Source organism: Gemmobacter aquarius (assembly GCF_003060865.1).
In the GTDB taxonomy this organism is placed as follows: Bacteria; Pseudomonadota; Alphaproteobacteria; order Rhodobacterales; family Rhodobacteraceae; genus Paragemmobacter; species Paragemmobacter aquarius.
The window spans coordinates 667418-691120 of record NZ_CP028918.1; the positions used below are offsets into that span (position 1 = coordinate 667418).

Consider the following 23703-nt stretch of genomic DNA (forward strand, 5'->3'; position numbering starts at 1 on the left):
TGCCTCGTGACAGCGAAATAGCTGTGCTGCAGGTGCATAACAAGCGCTGCGCTTGCATTGCAGCCTTGCGCGCCACGCATGACAGGTTAAAGGCGCGTGGCCCTTTGTTTGCAAGGAAAACCACCACCCGATCGCGAAGCAGTCGCTTAAACGCGTCATCGGGTCGGTTTCTGCACCTGCATAAAGCACCAAGCGCAACGGCCTGCAATAGGCGTTAAAGCGATTGCCCGATGTTCTTGTTTCGTGCTAATTGTCCCGCAAAAGAAAACCGCGCCGAAACGGCGGGTGAAGGGCAGGGAACAGATGCGCGTCTTGGGAATCGACCCCGGCCTGCGAAACCTAGGGTGGGGAATCATCGATGTGGCAGGGGCAAAGATCGTCCATGTCGCCAACGGCATATGCCATTCCGCCCCCGGGACAGGTGATGGCGATCTCGCCCTGCGATTGGTCAGCCTTTACGAACAACTGACCGCCGTGATCCGCACCTACTGCCCCGATCAGGCGGCGGTCGAGCATACCTTTGTCAACAAGGATGCGGTGGCGACGCTGAAACTGGGGCAGGCGCGGGGCATCGCCCTTCTGGTGCCGGCGCAGGCGGGGATTACGGTTGGCGAATATGCTCCGAACGCGGTTAAGAAAACCGTCGTCGGCGTGGGCCATGCCGCCAAGGTGCAGGTCGACCATATGGTGCGGCTGCATCTGCCCGGTGTGGTGATTGCGGGGGCCGATGCGGCGGATGCGCTGGCCATCGCAATCTGCCACGCGCATCATATGCAAAGCGCCGGGCGTCTTGCCCAAGCGTTGAAAAGGGCGGCGGGATGATCGGCAAGATTTCGGGACGGCTCGATTGGCGCGGTCAGGGCGAGGTGTTGATCGACGTGCGCGGCGTGGGCTATCTCGTCCATGTCAGCGACCGCACGATGATGGGCCTGCCCGCCGTGGGCGAGGCCGTGTCGCTTTATACCGAACTGCTGGTGCGCGAGGATTTGCTGCAGCTTTTCGGTTTTCCCACCATGTTCGAGAAGGAATGGCACAAGCTGCTCACCACCGTGCAAGGGGTGGGCGCCAAGGCGTCGATGTCCATCCTCGGCACGCTCGGGGCCGAAGGCGTGGCGCGGGCGATAACGCTGGGCGATGCGCGTGCCGTGCAATCGGCACCCGGTGTCGGGCCAAAGCTGGCGCAAAGGGTGATCCTCGAGCTGAAATCCAAGGCCCATTCGGTGATGGCGGCGGGCGGCGGGCTGATGGCCGTGGCCGAAGCTGATGACGAGGTGATCGAGGCCGCGGCGGCCCCTGCGCCCAAGCGGGCCGTAAAGCCCGCGCTGCCCAACGCCTCGCAGGCGCGGGCGGTCGCGGCCTCCGATGCGCTTTCGGCCTTGGCCAACCTTGGCTATGCGCCCGCCGATGCGGCGCAGGCGGTGGCGGCGGCGGGGGGCGACGATCCGGAGGCCACGACCGCCACGCTGATCCGGGCGGCGCTGAAACTGCTCGCGCCGAAGGGCTAAGGGATGGAACCCGATCCGATCATCCGGCCCGAGCGCTTGGCCGAAGACACCGACCGCGCGCTGCGCCCGCAGACGCTGGAAGAGTTCGTCGGCCAAGCCGAGGCGCGGGCCAACCTGCGGGTCTTCATCGAAAGTGCCAAGATGCGGGGCGAGGCGATGGACCATACGCTGTTCCATGGCCCTCCGGGGCTGGGCAAGACCACCTTGGCGCAGATCATGGCGCGTGAATTGGGGGTGGGGTTCCGCATGACATCCGGCCCCGTGCTGGCGAAACCCGGCGATCTGGCGGCGATCCTGACCAATCTGGAACCGCGCGACGTGCTGTTCATCGACGAAATCCACCGCCTTTCTCCTGTGGTCGAAGAGGTGCTCTATCCCGCTTTGGAGGATTTCGCGCTCGATCTGGTGATCGGCGAAGGACCGGCGGCCCGCACGGTGCGAATCGATTTGCAGCCGTTCACGCTGGTGGGGGCTACGACTCGGCTGGGTCTTTTGACCACACCGCTGCGCGACCGGTTCGGAATTCCCACGCGGCTGCAATTCTATACCGAGGATGAGCTTGACCTGATCGTCACGCGCGGCGCGCGGTTGCTGGGCATCGCCTCCGATCCCGAAGGCACGCGCGAAATTGCGCGACGGGCACGAGGCACGCCGCGCGTTGCGGGGCGCTTGCTGCGGCGGGTGGTCGATTTTGTGCTGGTCGAGGGTGACGGGCGGCTGACCAAGGCGATTGCCGACCGCGCGCTGACGCGGCTGGGGGTCGACCATCTGGGCCTCGATGGCGCTGACCGGCGCTATATTCTGCTTCTGGCGGAAAACTACGGGGGCGGGCCGGTGGGGGTGGAAACCATCGCGGCAGCTTTGTCAGAGGCGCGGGATGCCATCGAAGAGGTAATCGAGCCTTATCTTCTGCAGCAGGGGCTGATCCAGCGCACGCCACGGGGGCGGATGCTGGCGGCCAAGGCGTGGCGGCATATCGGGCTGGACGTGCCGAAGGGGCCGGGACAACCGGATCTGTTCGAAGCCTGACCTGACCGGAATTCTTCGGCGATGAATTTCCTGTGCCGGTTCTGGCAGGTAGCGATTGAGCCTTGCGTGGTGATCCGTTAGCCGGTGGGCAAACAGGTCGGAGGTTTTCATGACACCGGACGAGATCGCAGCCTTGTTCACCCGCGCCGACGGGCAATATCTGTGTGCCCGCTGGGGGCGGCCCATCGTGCCTGTGGTCTTTGGCGTCGAGGAGTCGACACTTTCCGTTCTCAAGGGCGCGGTCGAGGCGGTGGTGACGCTTGCAGGTCACAAGATGGCCGAAACGGATACCGAACTTGGCGCAAACCTGATGGTATTTTTCCTCCGCGATTGGGCCGAATTGCCCGAAGTGCCCAATCTGGACCGGCTGATTCCTGACCTTGCGCCGCTGTGCGACCGGCTGGCAAAGGCGGGGGCGAACCAGTACCGCGTGTTCCGCTTCGACGAAGCCGGCGCAATCAAGGCGGCTTTCGTGTTCGTGCGGATGGATGACGACCTGGCGGGAGTGTCGGCGGAAACGCTTGCTTTGTCGCAGGCAGTGCAGACCATCCTGCTGTGGTCCGACACCGCTTTCGTGGGTGTTTCGCCGCTGGCCTTGGCGGCGGGGCAGGTGATCTTGCGGCCCGAAATCGCAGGCGTGATCCGCGCCGCCTATGATCCCGTCCTGCCGCCCGTGGCGCGGGATACGAGCCACGCATTGCGGCTGGCCGCACGGATGGCGGCGCTGCATTAGGGAACAGTCGCCCCCTGCCGCCGTTGGACCGCTCAACGGCGCGAGGAGGCTTTGATGGATACGGGCAACGGGCGGGGCCGCGAGGCGGTGCGACCGAGGGACATTCCGGCCGAGGGCTGGAAGGATATCGCGCTCCGGGTCTGGAAATCGCTGGGCGAGGACAAGCTGTTGCTGATCGCGGCGGGGGTGACATTCTACCTGCTGCTTGCGCTGTTTCCCGCGCTTGGCAGTTTCGTAGCCCTTTACGGGCTGATCGCAGATCCGGCGACGGTGGCCGAGCATGTGTCGCTATTGCAGGGCGTGATGCCGGGGCCTGCGACCGAGCTGTTGTCGACGCAGATGACCCGGCTGGCGGGGGCGCAAAGCGGTGATCTGGGGCTGTCGGCGATCATCGCGCTGCTGATTTCGCTTTGGAGCGCCAACGGTGGGGTAAAGGCGATTTTCGAGGGGGTGAACATAGCCTATGACGAGCAGGAGAAGCGGTCCTTCCTGCGGCTTACGCTGGCCACGCTGGCCTTTACCCTGGGGGCGATGGTCTTGCTGATCGCGCTGATCGGGGCGCTTGCAGTGCTGCCTGCGGTGCTGGCATTGGCGCCATTTGGAGAGGTGACCGAGATCGTCGTGTCGCTGCTGCGCTGGCCGTTGATTCTGGTGCTGATCGGGTTGGCCTTGGCGGTGCTTTACCGTTTCGCGCCAAGCCGGACGCCGCCCGAATGGAAATGGGTAACCTGGGGCAGCGGGCTTGCGACTGTGCTCTGGGTTGCGGCATCGGTGGCATTTTCGGTCTACCTCGAGAGTTTTGCCGATTTCGGGGCGAGTTACGGCGCCATGGCCGCACCCATCGCTTTTTTGCTGTGGGTGTGGATTTCGATCATCGTCATTCTGCTGGGTGCAGAGGTGAATGCCGAGATGGAACACCAGACGGCGCATGACACCACCGCTGGATCCGAAAAGCCGATGGGCCAGCGCGGGGCGGAAGTGGCCGATACGCTGGGCGAGACGGCGGACAGGTGACTTTTGCTTGCAGCAGGGCGCGGGGGCCGGTTAGGTCGGGTCAACCGCGGGGGAGCCGATGCACGAATTTCCGGTCAGGGTGTATTACGAGGATACCGATCTTGCGGGCATCGTCTATTACGCGAATTACCTGAAATTCATCGAACGGGCGCGCAGCGAATGGGTGCGGGGTCTCGGCATCGATCAGGGCGCTTTGAAGCGCGACCACGGGATCGTCTTTGCCGTGCGCCGCGTCGAGGCCGATTACCTGCGCCCTGCGCGGTTCGATGACCTGTTGCGCGTGACGACTGCGCTGGTCGAACTGGGCGGGGCGCGTATCGTGCTCGATCAGGCGGTCTGGCGCGGTGACGAGGCGTTGTTCACCGCGCGGGTGGTGCTGGTCTGCCTGTCGGATGCAGGGTCGGCAGCCCGGATGCCCGCCGACCTGCGGGCGCTCTTGACGGCGGGCTAGGGGCAAGCGGAGCGGGGATTGTTGCCGTGTCGCGCAGATGTGTTGGCATTTGGCGTGGAACTTGGATAGAATCACCCCTAAAGGCCGCGGCAGGACGGCTATAACAAGAGCAGGCGTAATGGATACCCAGACCCTCGCGGCAGCGCAGGAGATTGATTTCTCCTTGCTGGCCCTTTTCATGAAGGCCACCCTTACCAACAAACTCGTGCTCATGACCCTGATCGGGATGAGCTTCTGGTCATGGTCGATCATCGTGCAGCGGCAATTGACCTTTCGCAAGGCGCGTACGGAATCCGAGGAATTCGACCGCGCCTTCTGGTCGGGCGAGCCGCTCGACGAATTGTTCGAAACCATCGCGCCCGATCCGCAGGGTGCGTCGCAGCGCATCTTTGCCGCAGGGATGCTGGAATGGCGGCGCAGCCACCGGCAGGATGGCGGGCTGATCGCAGGCGCGCAGGCGCGGATCGACCGGGCGATGGACGTGGCAATCGCGCGCGAGGCCGAGGTGTTGAACAAGGGGCTGGGGTTCCTTGCCACCACGGGGTCCACCGCGCCCTTCATCGGGTTGTTCGGCACGGTCTGGGGGATCAAGCACAGCTTCGAGCAGATCGCGATCAGCCAGAACACCAACCTTGCGGTCGTGGCCCCCGGCATCGCCGAGGCGCTTTTGGCCACGGCAATCGGTCTGGTCGCGGCGATCCCGGCTGTGGTGGCCTACAACAAGCTCAACACCGACAGCGAGCGCATTCTGGGCGGGTACGAATCCTTTGCCGATGAATTCGCCACGATCCTGTCGCGCCAGCTGGACGCCTGAGCCATGGGAGCAGGTGTAGCCAAAAAGGGCGGCGGGGGCGGACGCCGCGGTCGGCGGCGGCGCGGTGGCGCGCCGATGTCGGAAATCAACGTCACACCCTTTATCGACGTGATGCTGGTGCTGCTCATCATCTTCATGGTGGCGGCCCCGATGCTGACGGTGGGCGTTCCGGTGCAATTGCCCGAGACGGCGGCCAACGCCTTGCCGACCGAGCAAGAGGAACCCTTGGCTATCACCATGACCGCCGATGGCAAGCTGTTGATCCAGAAGAACGAAATCAGCCCCGACGAGTTGATCCCCAAACTGACCGCAATCGCCGCCGAGCGGACATCGGACAAGATTTTCCTGCGGGCCGACGGGTCTATTCCCTATGCCCGCGTGGCCGAAGTGATGGGCGCGCTGAGCAAGGGCGGGTTCAACAACATCGGGCTGGTGACGGATGCGGGCGGTCCTTCGCTCGACGGCGGCTGACGGCGTAAGCGATGCGTTTGCAAGACGAAACAGGCATGACCACCGGGCAGATCGTGTCTGCCGCAGGGCATTTGTGCCTGCTGCTTTGGGCTGTGATGGGCGACTGGCTGTTTTCGCCCAGTGATATGCCCGAGGTTACGGTGGCCGAGGTGTCCTTGATGACCTCGTCCGAGTTCGATGACCTGGTCAAGGCTTCGCCTGCCGCGGCTCCGGCTGAACCGGCGGCGGTCCAGCCTGCCGAACCCGTGATACCCGCCCAGCCCGACCAGCCCACACCGGTCGATCCGCCGCCCGTGGTCGAGGATATTCCGCAGGACGTGCCAGTATCGGATGCGCCCCAACCGATCGAGACGCCCGATCCGGTGGCCCCGCTTGCCGATACCGAACAGCCGGTGCCCGTCGCGCCTTCGGATGTGAAACCCAAGCCGCGTCCGGTGGACCGTGTGGCGGCGGTGCCGGTCGACAGCCCGACCGATGCGCCCGATGTGGCCGATGTGGCAACGCCCGAGGCTTCGGATCAGGCCGCGCCCGATGCGCCGGTGGTCGAAGAACAGCCCCCCGCCGCGCCGCAAGAGGCAACGACCCAGATCGTGACCGAAGCGGTCGAGACCGAGGATAACGCGCCGCAACTGCCTGCGATGGCTTCCCTGCCGCCGCGGTCGCGGCCCAAGGATCTGGTCAAGCCGGAAGAACCGCCTGAAGAACAGGTGGCAAGCGCCGAGCCCGCACCGCAAGAGCCTGCGCCCGATACTCCGACCGACGATGCCGTGGCCGATGCGATTGCGGCAGCGGTGGCCGATGCCGCGACCGGGGAACCCGCAGCCGAACCTGCCGACAGCGGGGCGGCAAGTGGGCAGTCCAACGCGCCTTCGGGTCCGCCGATGACGGGGGCCGAAACCGATGCGATGCGCGTGGCGGTTCAGGCCTGCTGGAACGTGGGGGCGCTTTCGATGGAGGCGCTTCGCACCACGGTGGTGATTGGCGTTTCGGTCAACCCCGATGGCAGGCCCGACGCGGCCTCGATCAAGATCGTCAGCAGCGCTGGCGGCGGTGACGTGGCCACGGGGCAGGCCTTCGAGGCCGCGCGGCGGGCGATCATCCGCTGCGGCTCGCGGGGCTTTCCGCTTCCGCCCGAGAAATACGACCAGTGGAAAGAGCTTGAACTGGTCTTCGACCCCAACGGGATGCGTATGAGATGAGCGCCCCCGCCAGATCAGCGGCACGGATCAGCACCTCGCGCGTTCGTGTTTCAATCGTATTTTCAATTCCGGGCCGCTTGCGGCATCAATGACCCTGACCCGAGGAGACTGAGGACCCGATGACCCTGTTTCGCACCCTCGCCCCCGTGCTTGCGCTGGCTGTTGGCCTGTTTGTAGGTGGCACCGTTCAATCCAATGCCCAGGACGGGCCGCTGCGGATCACCATCACCGATGGTGTGATCGAGCCGCTGCCCTTTGCCTTGCCGCAGTTCATTCCCGAAAATGGCGGGGCGGGCGATTATGCGGCGCAGATCAGTCAGGTGATCGCGGCCGACCTGTCGGGCACGGGGCTGTTTCGGGAAATTCCGGCCTCGGCCCATATCAGCCGCGTCAGCAGCTTCGATGCGCCCGTGGCCTATGAGGATTGGAAGGCGATCAACGCGCAAGCGCTGATTACCGGTGCTGTCAGCGCCAGCGGTGACCAGATCGTAGTCAAGTTCCGCCTGTTCGATGTCTATAGCGGCCAGCAGATGGGCGACGGCTTGCAGTTCGTCGGCACCCCCGCGACATGGCGGCGCATGGCGCATAAGGTGGCGGATGCGGTTTACAGCCGGATCACCGGCGAAGGCCCCTATTTCGACAGCCGCGTGGTTTTCGTGTCGGAAAGCGGGCCGAAGAACCAGCGCCAGAAGCGGCTGGCGGTTATGGATTATGACGGGGCGAACGTCGCCTATCTGACCGATAGCTCGTCGATCGTGCTGGCGCCGCGCTTTTCGCCGACGGGCAACCAGATCTTGTTTACCAGCTACGAGAGCGGTTTCCCGCGCATCTACCTGATGGATACGGGCAGCATGCAGGTGCAGTCTTTGGCGCAGCAGGAAGGCACCATGACCTTTGCGCCGCGCTTTTCGCCAGACGGGCGGACGGTGGTGTTCAGCCTCGAACGCGGCGGCAACACCGACATCTACCAGCTTGATATCGGCAGCGGCCAGACCCAGCAATTGACCAATGCGCCCAGCATCGAAACCGCGCCCAGCTTTAGCCCCGATGGCAGCCAGATCGTGTTTGAAAGCGACCGGTCGGGGACGCAGCAGATTTACGTCATGTCGTCAGGTGGCGGCGATGCGACGCGGATTTCCGGCGGGGCGGGGCGTTATTCGACTCCGGTCTGGTCGCCGCAGGGCGACTACATCGCCTTTACCAAGCAGAACGCGGGGCGCTTCCACATCGGCGTGATGCGGTCGGACGGCAGCGAAGAGCGGCTTCTGACGGCCTCGTTCCTAGACGAAGGCCCGACATGGGCGCCCAACGGGCGGGTGATCATGTTCATGCGCGAAAGTGCGGGCGCGGGCGGGCAATCGTCGCTGTTCAGCGTCGATATTTCGGGGCGGAACCTGCGTCAGGTCACGACCGAGGGGCCAGCTTCGGACCCGGCATGGTCACCGCTTTTGCCATAAGTGCCGCGCCCGATTCACATGGGCGCGCAAAGCTGATATGATGACCGCAATCGAGCCAAGAAACCAAAAAGAACGAGGACCAAACGAATGACCCTTTTCCCCAAAGCATTGCTTGTCGTGGCAGCCCTTGGCCTTGCGGCCTGTAACAATCCCGACCGCTATGGTGCGGGCGGTGCCGGTGGCGCGGATGGCGCGGGCGGCTTCGGCGCGGGCGGCATCGGCCAGAACGGTCTGGGCGATCCGAACAACCCCACGTCCATCGCCTATTTCAACCAATCGGTCGGCGACCGCGTGCTGTTCCTGGTCGATCAGTCGACCCTGTCGCCCGAAGGCCGCAATATCCTGATCGGTCAGGCGCAGTGGCTGCAATCGAACCCCGGCTATGCGATCATCATCGAAGGCCATGCCGACGAGCAGGGCACGCGGGAATACAACCTTGCCCTTGGTGCGCGCCGTGCGAGCGCGGTGCAGGACTTCCTGATTTCGCAGGGCGTGCAGCCGAGCCGGATGCAGACGGTGTCCTATGGCAAGGAGCGCCCGATCGAGGTGTGCTCGGAAGAGGCCTGCTATGCCAAGAACCGCCGCGCCGTGACGGTGCTGTCGGCTGGCGCGGGGGTCTAAGATATGCTCCGGCTCGGATTGATCCTTATGCTTGCGCTTTCGCCTCTCGCCGTTTCGGCGCAGGACAAGGCGCAGACGCTGGCCGATATCCGGGCCGAGCTTGACGCGCTGATGGCCGATTTCACCAGTCTCAAGGCTGAACTGGTGCAATCGGCCGGAGCGGGGACGGGTGCGGGCGGCGGTGACGCCCTGCAACGCATGGATGCGATCGAGTCCGAATTGACGCGGCTGACAGCCAAGACCGAAGAGGTGGAGTTGAAGCTGAACCGCGTGGTGTCGGATGGCACCAACCGGATCGGCGACATCGAATTCCGTCTGTGCGAGGCGACCGAAGGCTGCGATCCGGCCACCCTGCCGGAAACGCCCGTGCTGGGCGGCGGAGCGGCTGCGGCTGAACCCGTGGCTCCGGTCGTGGGTGGAACGACCGTTCCGGCCGATCCGGCGACGCCGGGCGGCGGGGCCGCTGCGCCCGAACTCGCGCTGAACGAAAAGGCCGATTTCGACAAGGCGAACGCACTTTATACATCGGGTGATTTCAGGGGCGCGGCCGACCAGTTCGCGACCTTCGCACAGAACTATCCGGGCGGGCCGCTTACGCAGGAAGCCGCCTTTCTGCGGGGCGAGGCTTTGGCGCAACTGGGCGACACGGCAGGGTCGGCGCGGTCCTATCTCGAGGCATTCAGCGGCCAGCCGTCGGGGCCGCGTGCGGGTCAGGCGTTGCTCAAGCTGGGGCAGGCCTTGGGCGCTTTGGGTCAAACGCCCGAAGCATGTGTGACGCTCCAAGAGGTGGGGACACGTTTCCCCGGATCGCTGGAGGCGGGCAACGCCCAGACGGCGATGCAGGGGCTTGGCTGCTCCTGACGACGATCGAGCAAAGGTTTCTGGCGGGTCTGGCGGGGGTGAACCCTCCGCTGGGCCTTGCTGTTTCGGGGGGCGGCGATTCGATGGCGCTTCTGCATCTGGCTGTGGCCGCAGGGGTGCCGGTGTCGGTGGCCACGGTAGACCACGGGTTGCGGGCCGAAGCGGCGGACGAGGCTGCGGGCGTGGCGCGGTCCTGTGCGGCGCTGGGGGTGCCGCATGCCGTATTGCATTGGCACTGGGATGGCGCGGGCAACCTGCAAGACAGCGCGCGGCGCGGGCGGCTTGCGCTGCTGTCGGCCTGGGCGCGGCAGTCCGGGCTTTCGGCGGTGGCCTTGGGCCATACGCAGGATGACGTGGCCGAAACCTTCCTGATGCGGCTTGCGCGCGGGGCCGGGGTCGACGGGCTTTCGGCCATGGCCGCGCGGCGCGAGGTCGGGGGGGTGACGTTCCTGCGTCCGCTTTTGGCGGTGTCGCGGGGTGAGTTGCGCGACTGGCTAAGGGCGCGGGGCGCGGCTTGGGTGGAAGACCCGTCTAACGCCAACGACCGCTTTGCACGTGTGCGGGCGCGGCGGTCTTTGTCGGGGCTGGCCGACGCGGGATTGAGCGTTGCTTCGCTCGCCGCCGTGGCCTCTCAGATGGCCGAGGTGCGCGAGGCGCTTGACGCGCAGGCAGCCCATGCCGCCGCACATGTGGCGCGGATCGAGGCGGGTGATGTGCTGTTTGACGCGGTCGGTTTCGCCCGACTGCCCGCCGAAACGCGCCGAAGATTGCTGCTTGCGGCGGTCATGTGGATATCTTCGGCGGAATATGGCCCACGCGGGGCAGATATGATCCGCCTGCGCGATGCGGTCGCGGCCGGCAGGGCTGCAACCCTTGCGGGCGTGCGTGTAACCCATGCCAAGGGGGCGGTGCGGCTAACGCGCGAGGCGCGGGCCGTGGCTGCGCTGAATGCCCCTGCCGACACGATTTGGGACAACCGATGGAAGATTTCCGGCGGCGATCACAAAGGATTGACGATGTGTGCCCTCGGGGCCGAAGGGTTGCGATCATGCCCCGACTGGCGGGCGACCGGATTGCCGCGTGCGTCCTTGCTGGCGGCACCCGCGCTGTGGCGCGGCGACGTGCTTGTCGCAGCGCCACTCGCGCGCTTTGCGGCGGGCTGGCAGCTCTCTTGCGCGGCACCTGCGGGTATTCTTGCGGCTGCGGCAGGGGTGCGACCAAGGAGTTCGGACTTATCGCATTGAACCTTGGTCGGTTATCTCTATCTTAGAGGGTAAGGGCCGCGCCCTGCTTTTCAGGGTGTGGCGGTTTGAGGAGACTGTTCGTGGGCAATGCACGAAATATCGCGTTCTGGGTCGTTCTGTTCCTGCTGATCCTTGCGCTGTTCAACCTGTTCAGCGGCAACCAGTCGACGATGTCGTCGCGCAGCTTGTCCTATTCGGATTTCATCAGCCGCGTCGACAGTGGCGATGTTCAAAGCGTGACGCTGGATGGCGAGCGCGTTCTGGTCCGCGGCAAGGACGGCGCGCAATATGTGACGATCAAGCCCGAAGGCGAAAATCTCGCCGACCGGCTGATCACCAAGGGCGTCGAGGTCAAGGCCGAGGCGCAGCAGCAATCGGGTTTCATGTCGGTGCTTGGCATCTGGCTTCCGTTCCTCGTGCTGATCGGGGTCTGGATTTTCTTCATGAACCGGATGCAGGGCGGGGGTCGTGGCGGTGCCATGGGCTTTGGCAAGTCACGCGCCAAACTGTTGACCGAAAAGCAGGGCCGCGTGACCTTTGACGATGTCGCCGGCATCGACGAGGCCAAGGAAGAGCTGGAAGAGATCGTCGAATTCCTGCGCAACCCGCAGAAGTTCAGCCGTCTTGGTGGCAAGATACCCAAGGGTGCTTTGCTGGTTGGCCCTCCGGGCACCGGTAAGACGCTGCTCGCCCGCGCGATCGCGGGTGAGGCGGGGGTTCCGTTCTTCACCATCTCAGGCTCCGACTTCGTCGAAATGTTCGTCGGCGTGGGCGCAAGCCGCGTGCGCGACATGTTCGAGCAGGCCAAGAAGAACGCGCCCTGCATCGTCTTCATCGACGAGATCGACGCCGTGGGCCGTGCCCGTGGCGTGGGCATCGGCGGCGGCAATGACGAACGCGAACAGACCCTGAACCAGCTACTGGTGGAAATGGACGGGTTCGAGGCCAACGAGGGCGTGATCATCGTCGCGGCCACCAACCGCAAGGACGTGCTTGACCCCGCGCTGCTGCGTCCGGGCCGCTTCGACCGCCAGATCCACGTGCCGAACCCCGATATCAAGGGCCGCGAAAAGATCCTTGGCGTGCATGCGCGCAAGGTGCCCTTGGGGCCGGATGTCGACCTGCGGACAATCGCGCGCGGCACGCCGGGCTTTTCGGGTGCGGACCTTATGAACCTTGTCAATGAAGCGGCGCTTATGGCCGCCCGTGTGGGCCGCCGTTTCGTCACCATGGACGATTTCGAAAACGCCAAGGACAAGGTCATGATGGGCGCGGAACGCCGGTCGATGGTGTTGACCGACGACCAGAAGGAAAAGACCGCCTATCACGAAGCGGGCCACGCCATCGTCGGCATGAACATGCCCAAATGTGATCCGGTTTACAAAGCCACGATCATCCCGCGTGGCGGTGCCTTGGGGATGGTGGTTTCCTTGCCGGAAATGGACCGGCTGAACATGCACAAGGACGAAGGCAAGCAGAAGATCGCCATGACCATGGCGGGCAAAGCGGCCGAGATCATCAAATACGGCGAAGAGGGTGTGTCCTCGGGTCCGGCAGGCGATATCCAGCAGGCCTCGTCCTTGGCACGGGCGATGGTGATGCGCTGGGGCATGTCGGACAAGGTCGGCAATATCGACTATGCCGAGGCGCACGAAGGCTATCAGGGCAATACGGCGGGCTTCTCGGTTTCGGCCGATACCAAGACCTTGATCGAGTCCGAGGTAAAGCGGTTGATCGATGAAGGCTATGAAACCGCTTATCGCATCCTGACCGAAAAATCGGACGACTTCGAACGCTTGGCCAGAGGGCTGCTCGAATACGAAACCCTGACCGGCGACCAGATTCGCAAGGTCGTGGCGGGCGAAGCACTGGGCGGCGATGATGACAAGACCGGTCCCGCCTCGGGCGGCGGATCGATCGCGGCAATCCCCAAGACCAAGCCCAAAGCACCAAAGGGTGGCGGGTTGGAGCCCGAGCCGACCGTCTGATACGACCTCCCAGCAGATCGAACAGCCCCGAGCCCTGCTTCGGGGCTGTTAGCTTTCGCCTTACTGGGGCTGGACACCGTGCCGGACTTGCCCTTCATGGCGACGCGTTTTCCGGAGTGATGCAATGCCCGCCCTGAAGCCCACCGCCTTTATCGGCCGTATCGTATGGCTCGGTCGTGTTCCCGACCGCAACCGCCAGCTCGAGGCCGAGCCTGTCGACCAACTCGACGCGACATTTGCCGGACCCTCGGGCGAAGATCACGGCGGGTTGACGCGGGCGTCGTGCAGCCGAGTCATGGGGCAGTATCCGCGCGGTACGACGATCCGCAACACGCGGCAATTTTCGGTCATGTCGGCCGAAGATATGGCTTCCATCGCTGCGAAAATGGGGCTTGCCCGGCTGGATCCTGCGCTTCTTGGCGCAACGATGGTCATAGAGGGCATACCGGATTTCAGCCGGGTTCCGCCATCGAGCCGGTTGCAGGCGACGGGTGGCGCCACCTTGGTCGTCGATATGGAAAATCGGCCTTGCGTGCTTCCGGCCAAGCCTATCGAGGCGCGGCATCCGGGTTTCGGGGCGGCCTTCAAACCTGCGGCCCAAGGCCGGCGTGGCGTGACGGCCTGGGTCGAGCGCGAGGGGGTCTTCGTGCTCGGGGAAGCCATACGGTTGCATGTTCCCGACCAACCCGCCTGGCCCCATCTGGCGCTGGCGCGGCGCGGCTAGCGCCGGATATCTTTCGCCGAAAGCCGGCGGCACGCGCAGCTTCGACCGGGCCGACAACGCCCGGGTAGATGTTCCGACCTGCCACCGGAGTTTCCCATCGGAAACCGGCGCTGGCGAAAATGGCGGGGAACATGTCGTAAAAGCCCACAACTTAGCGCGCTATGACCGTTATCAAGTCGCAAACGGGGCATGAGCCCCTAAAGGGAGCACGGGACCATGGCCTTCAAGACCGATATCGAGATTGCACGCGAAGCCAAGAAGAAGCCGATCATGGAGATCGGTTCGAAACTGGGTATCCCTTCGGAGCATCTTTTGCCCTACGGCCATGACAAGGCAAAGGTCAGCCAAGAATTCATCAAGTCGCTGGCCGGCAAGAAAGACGGCAAGCTGATCCTCGTCACCGCGATCAACCCGACACCCGCGGGTGAAGGCAAGACCACGACGACGGTGGGTCTGGGTGACGGTCTGAACCGCATCGGCAAGAAAGCCGTGATCTGCATTCGCGAAGCCTCGCTCGGCCCGAACTTCGGCATGAAGGGTGGCGCTGCAGGCGGCGGCTACGCCCAAGTCGTGCCGATGGAGGAGATGAACCTTCACTTCACCGGCGACTTCCACGCCATCACCAGCGCCCACAACCTGCTGTCGGCGATGATCGACAACCACGTCTATTGGGGCAACGAGCTGGACATCGACGAGCGCCGCGTGATGTGGCGCCGCGTGATGGACATGAACGACCGCGCGCTGCGCGATATCGTCGTCTCGCTTGGCGGCGTGTCGAACGGCTTCCCGCGCCAGACCGGGTTCGATATCACCGTTGCCTCGGAAGTCATGGCGATCCTGTGCCTGTCGAATGACCTCGAAGACCTGCAGAAGCGCCTCGGTGACATCGTCGTTGCCTATACCCGCGCCAAGAAGCCGATCTATTGCCGCGACATCAAGGCCGATGGCGCCATGACCGTGCTGCTGAAAGACGCGATGCAGCCGAACCTTGTGCAGACGTTGGAAAACAACCCCGCCTTTGTGCATGGCGGCCCGTTTGCCAACATCGCGCATGGCTGCAACAGTGTTATCGCGACCAAAACCGCGCTGAAGCTGGGTGAATATGTCGTCACCGAAGCCGGTTTCGGGGCCGATCTGGGTGCCGAGAAGTTCTTCGACATCAAATGCCGCAAGGCTGGCCTGAAACCCGCCGCGGCGGTGATCGTGGCCACGGTCCGCGCGATGAAGATGAACGGCGGCGTGGCGAAAGCCGATCTGGGCACCGAGAATGTCGATGCGGTCAAGAAGGGCTGCCCGAACCTTGGCCGCCACATCGCCAACGTCAAATCCTTCGGCGTGCCGGTGGTCGTGGCGATCAACCACTTCTTCAGCGACACCGATGCCGAGGTTGCAGCGGTCAAGGCCTTCGTGGCCGAACAGGGCGCCGAGGCGATCCTGTGCAAGCATTGGGCGCTGGGTTCGGCTGGTATCGAAGAACTGGCGCATAAGGTCGTGTCGCTGGCGGAATCGGGCGCTGCGAACTTTGCCCCGCTGTACCCCGACGAAATGCCGCTGTTCCAGAAGATCGAAACCATCGCCAAGCGCATCTACCACGCCGACGAGGTGATTGCAGACAAGTCGATCCGCGACCAGCTCAAGGGCTGGGAAGCGGCGGGCTATGGCCATCTGCCGATCTGCATCGCCAAGACGCAGTATAGCTTCACCACCGACCCGACCGTGCGCGGTGCGCCCACGGGCCACACCGTTCCGGTGCGCGAAGTGCGGCTGTCGGCAGGGGCCGGTTTCATCGTCGCGATCTGCGGCGAGATCATGACGATGCCGGGCCTGCCCAAAGTGCCGTCGGCCGAGGTGATCCGGCTGAACGACGAAGGCAACGTCGAAGGGCTGTTCTGACCGCCTGACTTGCGAAACGGGGCGCGAGGGTTTACCTCGCGCCTTGTAAGGCGGAGGCGGCGCGATGAAGACACCGGCAGACTGCGAGACGATGGCCGATATCAGGGCCGAGATCGACAGGCTCGACGCGGAACTCGTGGCCCTTTTCGCGCAGCGCGTGGGCTATATCGACCGCGCTGCAGCGATCAAGGCCGGGGTCGGATTGCCTGCGCGGATCACGCCACGGGTGGAAGAGGTGGTGGCCAATGTACGCCGCCACGCCGAAGCCCACGGGTTGCCGCCCGACAAGCTGGAAAAGCTGTGGCGCAAGCTGATCGACTGGTCGATCGAACGGGAAGAAGGCCATCTGGGTCAGGGCGACTGACGGTCGCCCGCGCCCGAGTTAACCGGAACGGGGCGTGCAATTGACGGCTACGGTGATCGACGGCAAGGCCATTGCGGCGCGGATGGCTGCGGAAGTGGTGGCAGAGGCTGCCGAACTGGCACAGGCCGGATGGGCGCCGCGATTGGTGTCGATCTCGGTCGGCGATGTCGCCGCGGCGGAGCTTTACGTCCGCAACCAGCGCAGGCAGGCCGAAGCGGCGGGCGTCGATTTCGAGGCACGGAATTATCCCGAAACCATCAGTCTCGAACAACTGACCGGCGTGCTGGCCGGTCTGAATGCCGACCCGAGGGTCAACGGCATCATCATCCAGCGGCCGTTGCCCGCGCATATCCCGGTCAAGTCGCTGCAAAAGGCCGTGCATCCCCTGAAGGATGTCGAGGGGATGCACCCATCGTCCATCGGGAACATCGTTTACAACGACCTCGCCCTTGGCCCCTGCACGGCCGTGGCGGCGGTAGAAATCCTCAAATCCCTCCCCCTGCGGGTGGAAGGGTTGGATGTCTGCGTGATCGGACATTCCGAAATCGTGGGAAAGCCCATTGCATTCCTGATGATGGGTCTGGGGGCGACGGTCACTGTTTGCCACCACATGACGCGGCAGGTCGCGGTGCACAGCCGCGCGGCGGATGCGGTTTTCGTGGCCGTGGGCAAGCCGGGTCTGGTGACCGGCAACATGCTCAAACCGGGGGCCGCGCTGATCGACATCGGGATCAACCGCGTCGACGGGCGGACGGTGGGCGATGCAGATTATGAAAGCTGCTCGCAGGTTGCGGGCTGGATCACGCCGGTGCCGGGGGGTGTGGGGCCGGTCACGGTGGCGGTGCTGCTGAAGAACGCGGTGCTGGCGACGCGGATGCAGAAAGACCATTACAGCGCGGCCTTTCAGGCTGCGGGTTGAACGAAGGAAACGGGACATGACGGCGACGGTAATCGACGGCAAGGCTTTCGCGGCAAAGGTGCGCGCAGAGGTGGCCGAACATGTGGCGCGGCTGAAAGCCGGGCATGGCATCACGCCCGGTCTGGCCGTGGTGCTGGTGGGCGAGGACCCTGCAAGCAAGGTTTACGTCAAGAACAAGCATGCTTCGACCATCGAGGTGGGCATGGAAAGCTTTGAACATCGCCTGTCGGCGGACACGTCCGAAGCCGATCTGCTGGCGCTAATCGACCGGCTGAACGCCGATCCGGCGGTGCATGGCATCCTTGTGCAACTGCCGCTTCCGAAGCATCTCGACAGCGAGCTGGTGATCAACCGGATCGATCCGGCCAAGGATGTCGACGGGTTCCACATCTCGAACGTGGGGCTTTTGGGGACGGGGCAGAAGTCGATGGTGCCCTGCACACCCTTGGGCTGTCTGATGATGCTGCGCGACCATCACGGATCGCTGGCGGGGATGAACGCTGTCGTCGTGGGGCGGTCCAACATCGTCGGCAAGCCGATGGCGCAATTGCTGCTCGGTGATAGCTGCACGGTGACAATCGCGCATAGCCGGACCAAAGACTTGGCGGCAGTCTGCCGTGGGGCGGATATTCTGGTGGCGGCGGTCGGTCGCCCCGAGATGATTACGGGTGACATGGTCAAGCCGGGGGCTACCGTGATCGACGTCGGCATCAACCGGATCGAGAGGGACGGCAAGACCAAGCTGGTGGGCGATGTGGATTATGCCAGCGCCGCTGCCGTCGCCGGGGCGATCACGCCGGTGCCGGGCGGGGTGGGGCCGATGACCATCGCCTGCCTGCTCGCCAATACGCTGACTGCCTGTTGCCGTGCCAAGGGGCTGGACGAGCCGAAGGGTCTGACCGCCTGAGCGCGTTATCACGGGAAAATTTGGGAAAAGGGGTCGCTACTTGCGGCCCCTTTTTCGTTACCGTGGCAGCGGGCAGGGCACCGCGCGGCTTCCTGTCAGGATCGCCAGCGCCCCCGGCCCCATCAGCCCCGCAAATGCCGGATCGTCATGGCGCAGCCCGCCGGTATAGGCGCCGAAAGCGGGCAATATCAGGCGCTTGGCATCCAGAAGGAAGCAGGGCCGCGACTGCCCGCCAAGGCGCAGCTTGGGGTGGAAGTGGCCCGACACCTCGGCCGCTTGCGCTGTGTCGGCGATGTGGCGAAAGGTCAGCGGGCCAAGCGTGAACTCGGCGCGGTGACTACCGCCGATTTCGACCGGGCCTGCGTCATGGTTGCCTTCGATCCAGATCCAGTTGCGCCCTGCCATCAGGCGAAGAAGCCAAAGCCGTTCGGCCTCGGGCAGGGAATGGGCGGCGGTCAGGTCGTCGAAACTGTCGCCCAGGCAGATGACAGTTTCGGGCTGTGTCGCCTCGATCACGGCGTCGAGCCGCGACAGGGTTTCACGGGTTTCATAGGGCGGCAAGAGGGTGCCGCCGCGACGGGCGAGACGTTCGGATTTGCCGAGGTGGAGGTCTGAAACGCACAGGAGATGCCGGTCGGGCCAGTGCAGTGCGCCCGAGGGCAGGGCGCTGAGGGCGGCATCGGCGAGGGTAAAGGCATGGGCTGTCATGCCCTTCGAATGGCGCAAGGCGGGGCGGGTTGCAAGACGCCTGTCGGGCGGACCTGTGGCCAATTCACCGCAGGATATTTGCGATAACAGGAAGTTGGGTGCGGTCTTTTCCCCGTGTTCCAAATGTCGTCACGGGGCGCGTGACTTCAGGCAAGGCCAGCGGCCTGCATCAGGCGTTGGGCTGCGTCTTGCATCAGCCTTTCGCGGCCTGCGCCCTGCACCGGAATGCGCCCCGGTTCAAGGAAGAGGGGGGCGGCCAGCGGGGTGACGCGGGTAAGGCGCAGGCAGTCGATGCGGCCTGCGACGCGGGCGAGCATGTCTTCGATACGGCCGAAATCGACGAGTCCGCGTTCGGCCTCTTCGCGGGTGATCTGCAGCAGCAGATGGTCGGGGTCGTATTTGCGGAGCGTGTCGTAAAGGATGTCGGACGAGAAGGTGGCTTGGCGTCCGGTCTTGCGGCGGCCTTGGTTGTTGCGTTCGATCAGGCCGGAAATGATCGCCGAATTGCGGAAGGTGCGTTTCATCACGGCATTGCCGTGCAGCCAGTTGTCCAGCCCTTCGCGCAAGGCGCTTGCATCGAAAAGCGGTGCGGGGTTCAGGACCGGCTCCAATCCCCAGATCAGCGTGGCGTAATCGGTGCAAGTAAAGCCCAAGGGGGCAAGCCCTTGTTCCTCCATGCGTTTCGTGACCAGAAGGCCAAGGGTGGCATTGGCGTTGCGGCCTGCGAAACCGTAGATCACCAGATGTTCGCGCCCGTCATGCGGGAAGCTTTCGACCAGCAGGCGGTCGGGGTCGGGCAGGCGGCTGACCTCGCGTTGCAGGGCCAGCCATTGCGCGGTGTGCGTGGGCAGGTCGGGCCAGCGGTCTTGCTGGAAGATGTCGAGGATACGGCGGGTGAGCAGGGTCGAGGTGGCGAATTTGGTGCCGTTGAACACGGCGACCTTGGGGTCGCGGCCGGGCGAGCGGCTGACCTCGACTGTCAGTTCCTTGAGGCCCTCGAAGCGCACCACCTGACCGCCGATCAGGAAGGTGTCGCCGGGGGTAAGGGTGGCTGCGAAATCCTCTTCGACCTCGCCCAGGGGGGTGCCGCCCAGGCGGTTTCGCAGGCGCACTTTCAGGGTTTCGGTGTCGATGATGGTGCCGAGGTTCTGACGGATGGGAACTGCGGCGCGCGGGTCGCGGAGCTGCCATTTACCATCACGCTGCAGCAATCTTTGCCAGCGATCATAAGCCTTTAGCGCGTAACCGCCGGTGGCGGCAAAGTCGAGGCATGCGTCGAATTCTGCCCGTGTCAGCGCGGCGTAGGGGCCTGCGTTAACCACTTCTTCATAAAGCGCGCCGGCGTCGAAGGGGCCTGCGGCGGCGGTGAGCAGAATGTGCTGGCACAGCACGTCGCGCGGGCCGCGGCCACGGGGCTCGCCGTCGAGCGTATGGGCGCGGACGGCATCGAGGGCGGCGTGGCATTCCACCACCTCGAAGCGGTTGGCGGGGACGAGACGGGCCTTGGAGGGCGCGTTGTAGCGGTGGTTGGCGCGGCCGATGCGCTGCACGAGGCGTTTGACGTTTTTCGGTGCGCCGACCTGTATGACCAGATCGACATCGCCCCAGTCGATGCCGAGGTCGAGCGAGCCGGTGCAGACGATGGCACGCAGCGCGCCTGCGACCATCGCCGCTTCGACGCGTTCGCGTTGCTCGCGCGAGAGCGAGCCGTGGTGGATGCCGATGGGCAGGTCATCGGTGTTTTGTAACCACAGATCGTGAAAGAAAAGTTCCGCCTGCGCGCGGGTGTTGTGGAAGATCAGCGTTGTGCGGTGTCGGGCGACTTCGGACAGGATGGCGGGGATGGCGTAGCGCCCGCCGCCGCCGCTCCACGGGGGGGGCGCGTCGATGTCGAGCATGGCGATATCGGGGTCGGGGCCGGGGTCGGCTTGCAGGATTTCGCAGCCCTTGGGGGCAAGGAAACGGGCCAGCGCGGGGGGGTCTTCGACGGTTGCGGACAGGCCGATGCGGCGGAGGTTCGGGGCGAGGGATTGCAGGCGGGCGATCAGCAGCATGAGCTGGTCGCCGCGTTTGGATTCGGCCAGCGCGTGGATTTCGTCGACGATAACGCGTTGGAGGGATTGGAAAATCTTTGGCGCATCTTCGTAGCTAAGCAGAAGTGCGAGGCTTTCTGGGGTGGTCAGCAGGATATGCGGCGGGTCGGCGCGCTGGCGGCGACGCTGGGTATAGCTGGTGTCGCCGGTGCGATCCTCGACGCGGATCGCCAGCCCTGCGCCTTCGACGGGGGTTCGCAGGTTGCGGCGGATGTCGGCGGCCAGCGCCTTGAGCGGCGAGATGTAGACAGTGTGCAGGCCTTGGGGCGGTTTTTGCCCGAGTTCGCAAAGGGTTGGCAGAAAGCCTGCGAGCGTCTTGCCGCCCCCCGTAGGCGCGATGAGCAGGGTCGCGGGGTTGGCCGCGCGCTCGATCATGGCCTGCTGGTGAGGGTGCAGGCTCCAGCCTTTGGCGTCGAACCATGCGGAAAGGGGGGCGGGCAGGGTGGTGGTCATGGGGGCAAAGGTAGGGGCGGGGGCGGGGCGCGGAAAGGGGCAAATGCGGGACATGCGGGATGCACAGGTGATGCAGACGCGGGAATCGGCGGGTTAGGGGGATGGTAAGGGTTGGTTGGGCAGCAGTCGCAGTCGCCTTTGCGCCAATCGGCCAGCGGCGCGGTGCCAGAGGATCGCCGTGCAAAGGTCCGGTGGACCTTTGCGCCGATCCGATTGTGGGCGAGGCAACGAGACCGCAAGGGGCGTTCAGCCAGACGGAACCTTGGCAGGCACGTGCCGCGCCCGACCGGGAGGGGGCGATTTATCGCGCCCGCCAAGGGGCGGGCGGGCGCGGCACGTGCGCGGGGCGCACGCGCGGGATGGCGGTGCGGGCTGTGCGCAGGCGCGGCGATGGCCGCGCCTGTTGCGGGAGCGGTGGTTCAGGCCGCGTTCCACTACCCTGCGGGTCGGTTTCAGGCTTGCGGGGGGCGGGGGGCGGGGCTAGGCACGGGGGCATGAAACTTCTTTTCCTTGGCGATGTGATGGGCAAGACGGGGCGCACGGCGATTGCCGAGCGGCTGCCGGGTTTGCGCAGCGAATGGGGTCTCGATTTCGTCGTGGTGAACGGCGAGAACGCATCGAGCGGGGCGGGGCTGACACCCGACCATGCCAAGGCGATCCTTGCAGCAGGGGCCGATTGCGTGACGCTGGGGGACCATGCCTTTGACCAGAAGGACATGCTGCAGTTCATCGAGACCGAACCGCGCATCGTGCGGCCCCTGAACTTTTCCAAAGTGGCACCCGGCAAGGGGTTTCGCATTTTCGAGGCCACGCAGGGGCGCAAGGTTCTGGTGGCGCAAGTCCTGGGGCAGGTGTTCATGAAGCGGCCCTTCGACGATCCGTTTTCGGCGATCGAAGGGGTGCTGAAATCGCACGCCTTGGGCGCTGCGGTGCAGGCGGCGATCGTCGATGTGCATGCCGAAGCCACGTCCGAGAAGATGGCGATGGGCCATTGGTGCGACGGGCAGGCGTCGTTGGTGGTGGGCACCCATACCCATGTGCCGACCGGCGACGCGATGATCCTGAACGGTGGCACCGCCTACCAGACCGACGCGGGCATGTGCGGGGATTACGACAGCGTGATCGGAATGGAAAAGCTTGAGCCGATCCGGCGCTTCATCACCGGCATGCCGAAAGCGCGGTTCGAGCCTGCGGCGGGGCCTGCCACGCTGTCGGGGGTGTTTGTCGAGACCGATGACCGGACCGGCAAGGCGCTGCGCGTGCGGATGATCCGCGTGGGCGGGCGGCTGGAAGAGGCGCGGCCTTGACCGCAGCTTTGGCGACGCCCAAAAGCCAGCGGCGGCTTTACGTCGCCATGCTCGTTGTGCTGGGTCTTGGCTGGGGGTCGACCCAACCTTTGGGCAAGATGGCCACGATGACGGGGCATGGGCCGTTCGGGCTGATCTTCTGGCAGTTGGTGGTTTGTGTCGCGGTGCTGGGGGGCCTGACGGCGCTGCGCGGCAAGGGGCTGGTGCTGAACCGCAGGACGCTGCGCTTTTATCTGGTGGTGGCGGTGATGGGCACATTGGTGCCCAACGCGACCTTTTACATCAGCGCGGCGCGGCTGCCTTCTGGGATCATGTCGATCATCATTTCCGCCGTGCCGATGCTGGCCTTTCCGCTCGCGCTGGCCTTGGGGATGGAGCGGTTTGCGGTGAAGCGGCTGGTCGGGTTGCTGCTCGGGCTGGCGGCGGTGGGGATCATCGCGGCACCCGGCGCGGTGCTGCCCGATCCGGCGATGGCGGCGTTTTTGCCCATCGCGCTGATTGGGCCGCTGTTTTACGCGATGGAGGCCACCTATGTCGCCCGCAACGGGACCGAGGGGCTGGATGCGGTGCAGGCGATGTTCGGCGCGTCGGTGGCGGGGCTGATATTGTGCACCCCCGTTACGCTGGGGACGGGGCAGTTCATCGACCCTTTCGCCGGATTCGGGCGGGCCGAGGCGGCCTTGGTCGCGTCGTCCGTCATCCATGCGCTGATGTATTCGGGCTATGTCTGGCTTGCATCGCGGGCGGGGTCGGTTTTTGCGGCACAATGTTCCTATCTGGTGACCGGAGCCGGAATTTTCTGGGCAATGGCGTTGCTGGGAGAACGATTTTCTCCTTTCGTGTGGCTGGCCGTTGTCCTTCTTCTGTGCGGTGTGGCATTGGTGAACCCGCGCGAGACGGGTCGGAAGGCTGACGCCTGACCGTTTCGCGGGTTCGGGTGGAGGCATC

23 protein-coding genes are annotated in these 23703 nt (G+C 64.8%); 21 read left to right on the top strand and 2 right to left on the bottom strand.

What is annotated here, in order from left to right; translation table 11 throughout:
• The first annotated feature begins 303 nt into the window (after positions 1–303).
• The 19 genes from ruvC (at position 304) to folD (ending at position 18194) form a co-directional block, all read left to right on the top strand.
• On the top strand, positions 304–822 hold the full coding sequence (ruvC, locus tag HYN69_RS03260; RefSeq protein WP_108434474.1) for a crossover junction endodeoxyribonuclease RuvC: 519 nt from the start codon (positions 304–306) through the stop codon (positions 820–822).
• Positions 819–1505: a Holliday junction branch migration protein RuvA gene (ruvA, locus tag HYN69_RS03265; RefSeq protein ID WP_108434475.1), complete on the top strand. Its 687-nt coding sequence runs from the start codon at positions 819–821 to the stop codon at positions 1503–1505. The genes ruvC and ruvA overlap by 4 nt, the downstream gene beginning before the upstream one ends.
• 3 nt (positions 1506–1508) lie before the next feature.
• Complete coding sequence (ruvB, locus tag HYN69_RS03270) at positions 1509–2534, top strand: Holliday junction branch migration DNA helicase RuvB (protein ID WP_108434476.1); 1026 nt, start codon at positions 1509–1511, stop codon at positions 2532–2534.
• Between the two features lie 109 nt (positions 2535–2643).
• Entirely contained in the window at positions 2644–3267 is a 624-nt protein-coding gene (locus HYN69_RS03275; RefSeq protein WP_108434477.1) for a hypothetical protein, read from the top strand.
• A 54-nt stretch (positions 3268–3321) separates the two neighbouring features.
• Positions 3322–4281, top strand: coding sequence for a YihY/virulence factor BrkB family protein (locus HYN69_RS03280; RefSeq protein ID WP_108434478.1), 960 nt, complete (start codon positions 3322–3324; stop codon positions 4279–4281).
• A 58-nt stretch (positions 4282–4339) separates the two neighbouring features.
• Positions 4340–4732, top strand: a complete 393-nt coding sequence (gene ybgC / locus HYN69_RS03285; RefSeq protein ID WP_108434479.1) for a tol-pal system-associated acyl-CoA thioesterase — start codon at positions 4340–4342, stop codon at positions 4730–4732.
• A gap of 118 nt (positions 4733–4850) precedes the next feature.
• The gene (gene tolQ, locus HYN69_RS03290; RefSeq protein WP_108434480.1) at positions 4851–5546 is read left to right on the top strand and encodes a protein TolQ; all 696 of its coding nucleotides are present in this window, start codon (positions 4851–4853) and stop codon (positions 5544–5546) included.
• A 3-nt stretch (positions 5547–5549) separates the two neighbouring features.
• Positions 5550–6017 (top strand): protein TolR, encoded by a 468-nt coding sequence (gene tolR, locus HYN69_RS03295; protein ID WP_108434481.1) that lies wholly within the window; start codon positions 5550–5552, stop codon positions 6015–6017.
• A gap of 35 nt (positions 6018–6052) precedes the next feature.
• Entirely contained in the window at positions 6053–7216 is a 1164-nt protein-coding gene (locus tag HYN69_RS03300; protein WP_108434482.1) for a cell envelope biogenesis protein TolA, read from the top strand.
• 119 nt (positions 7217–7335) lie between these two features.
• Complete coding sequence (gene tolB, locus HYN69_RS03305; RefSeq protein ID WP_108434483.1) at positions 7336–8673, top strand: Tol-Pal system beta propeller repeat protein TolB; 1338 nt, start codon at positions 7336–7338, stop codon at positions 8671–8673.
• Between the two features lie 87 nt (positions 8674–8760).
• Positions 8761–9294 carry a peptidoglycan-associated lipoprotein Pal gene (gene pal, locus HYN69_RS03310; RefSeq protein ID WP_108434484.1) on the top strand — a complete coding sequence of 178 codons (534 nt, stop codon included), beginning with the start codon at positions 8761–8763 and terminating at the stop codon, positions 9292–9294.
• A 3-nt stretch (positions 9295–9297) separates the two neighbouring features.
• The gene (gene ybgF / locus HYN69_RS03315) at positions 9298–10155 is read left to right on the top strand and encodes a tol-pal system protein YbgF (protein ID WP_108434485.1); all 858 of its coding nucleotides are present in this window, start codon (positions 9298–9300) and stop codon (positions 10153–10155) included.
• A gap of 38 nt (positions 10156–10193) precedes the next feature.
• Positions 10194–11399, top strand: coding sequence for a tRNA lysidine(34) synthetase TilS (gene tilS, locus HYN69_RS03320; RefSeq protein WP_230426471.1), 1206 nt, complete (start codon positions 10194–10196; stop codon positions 11397–11399).
• 80 nt (positions 11400–11479) lie between these two features.
• The gene (gene ftsH / locus HYN69_RS03325; RefSeq protein ID WP_108434486.1) at positions 11480–13387 is read left to right on the top strand and encodes an ATP-dependent zinc metalloprotease FtsH; all 1908 of its coding nucleotides are present in this window, start codon (positions 11480–11482) and stop codon (positions 13385–13387) included.
• Between the two features lie 124 nt (positions 13388–13511).
• A complete protein-coding gene (locus HYN69_RS03330; RefSeq protein WP_108434487.1) occupies positions 13512–14111 on the top strand; it encodes an MOSC domain-containing protein in 600 nt (199 codons plus the stop codon).
• 216 nt (positions 14112–14327) lie between these two features.
• On the top strand, positions 14328–16004 hold the full coding sequence (locus HYN69_RS03335) for a formate--tetrahydrofolate ligase (protein WP_108434488.1): 1677 nt from the start codon (positions 14328–14330) through the stop codon (positions 16002–16004).
• Between the two features lie 64 nt (positions 16005–16068).
• Positions 16069–16368 (top strand): chorismate mutase, encoded by a 300-nt coding sequence (locus tag HYN69_RS03340; RefSeq protein ID WP_108434489.1) that lies wholly within the window; start codon positions 16069–16071, stop codon positions 16366–16368.
• A gap of 82 nt (positions 16369–16450) precedes the next feature.
• The gene (locus tag HYN69_RS03345; RefSeq protein ID WP_216824676.1) at positions 16451–17287 is read left to right on the top strand and encodes a bifunctional 5,10-methylenetetrahydrofolate dehydrogenase/5,10-methenyltetrahydrofolate cyclohydrolase; all 837 of its coding nucleotides are present in this window, start codon (positions 16451–16453) and stop codon (positions 17285–17287) included.
• Between the two features lie 16 nt (positions 17288–17303).
• Entirely contained in the window at positions 17304–18194 is an 891-nt protein-coding gene (gene folD / locus HYN69_RS03350; protein ID WP_108434491.1) for a bifunctional methylenetetrahydrofolate dehydrogenase/methenyltetrahydrofolate cyclohydrolase FolD, read from the top strand.
• A 57-nt stretch (positions 18195–18251) separates the two neighbouring features.
• Here folD and pdeM read toward each other — a convergent pair whose 3' ends face one another.
• Entirely contained in the window at positions 18252–18902 is a 651-nt protein-coding gene (gene pdeM / locus HYN69_RS03355; protein ID WP_108434492.1) for a ligase-associated DNA damage response endonuclease PdeM, read from the bottom strand.
• Between the two features lie 146 nt (positions 18903–19048).
• Positions 19049–21448 carry a ligase-associated DNA damage response DEXH box helicase gene (locus HYN69_RS03360; RefSeq protein ID WP_108434493.1) on the bottom strand — a complete coding sequence of 800 codons (2400 nt, stop codon included), beginning with the start codon at positions 21446–21448 and terminating at the stop codon, positions 19049–19051.
• Positions 21449–21942: 494 nt separating this feature from the next.
• Between HYN69_RS03360 and HYN69_RS03365 the strand changes: the two genes are divergently transcribed.
• Together HYN69_RS03365 and HYN69_RS03370 are read left to right on the top strand one after the other, a co-directional pair.
• Complete coding sequence (locus HYN69_RS03365; protein ID WP_108434494.1) at positions 21943–22755, top strand: TIGR00282 family metallophosphoesterase; 813 nt, start codon at positions 21943–21945, stop codon at positions 22753–22755.
• A complete protein-coding gene (locus HYN69_RS03370; RefSeq protein WP_230426472.1) occupies positions 22752–23675 on the top strand; it encodes a DMT family transporter in 924 nt (307 codons plus the stop codon). The genes HYN69_RS03365 and HYN69_RS03370 overlap by 4 nt, the downstream gene beginning before the upstream one ends.
• Positions 23676–23703: the final 28 nt, after the last annotated feature.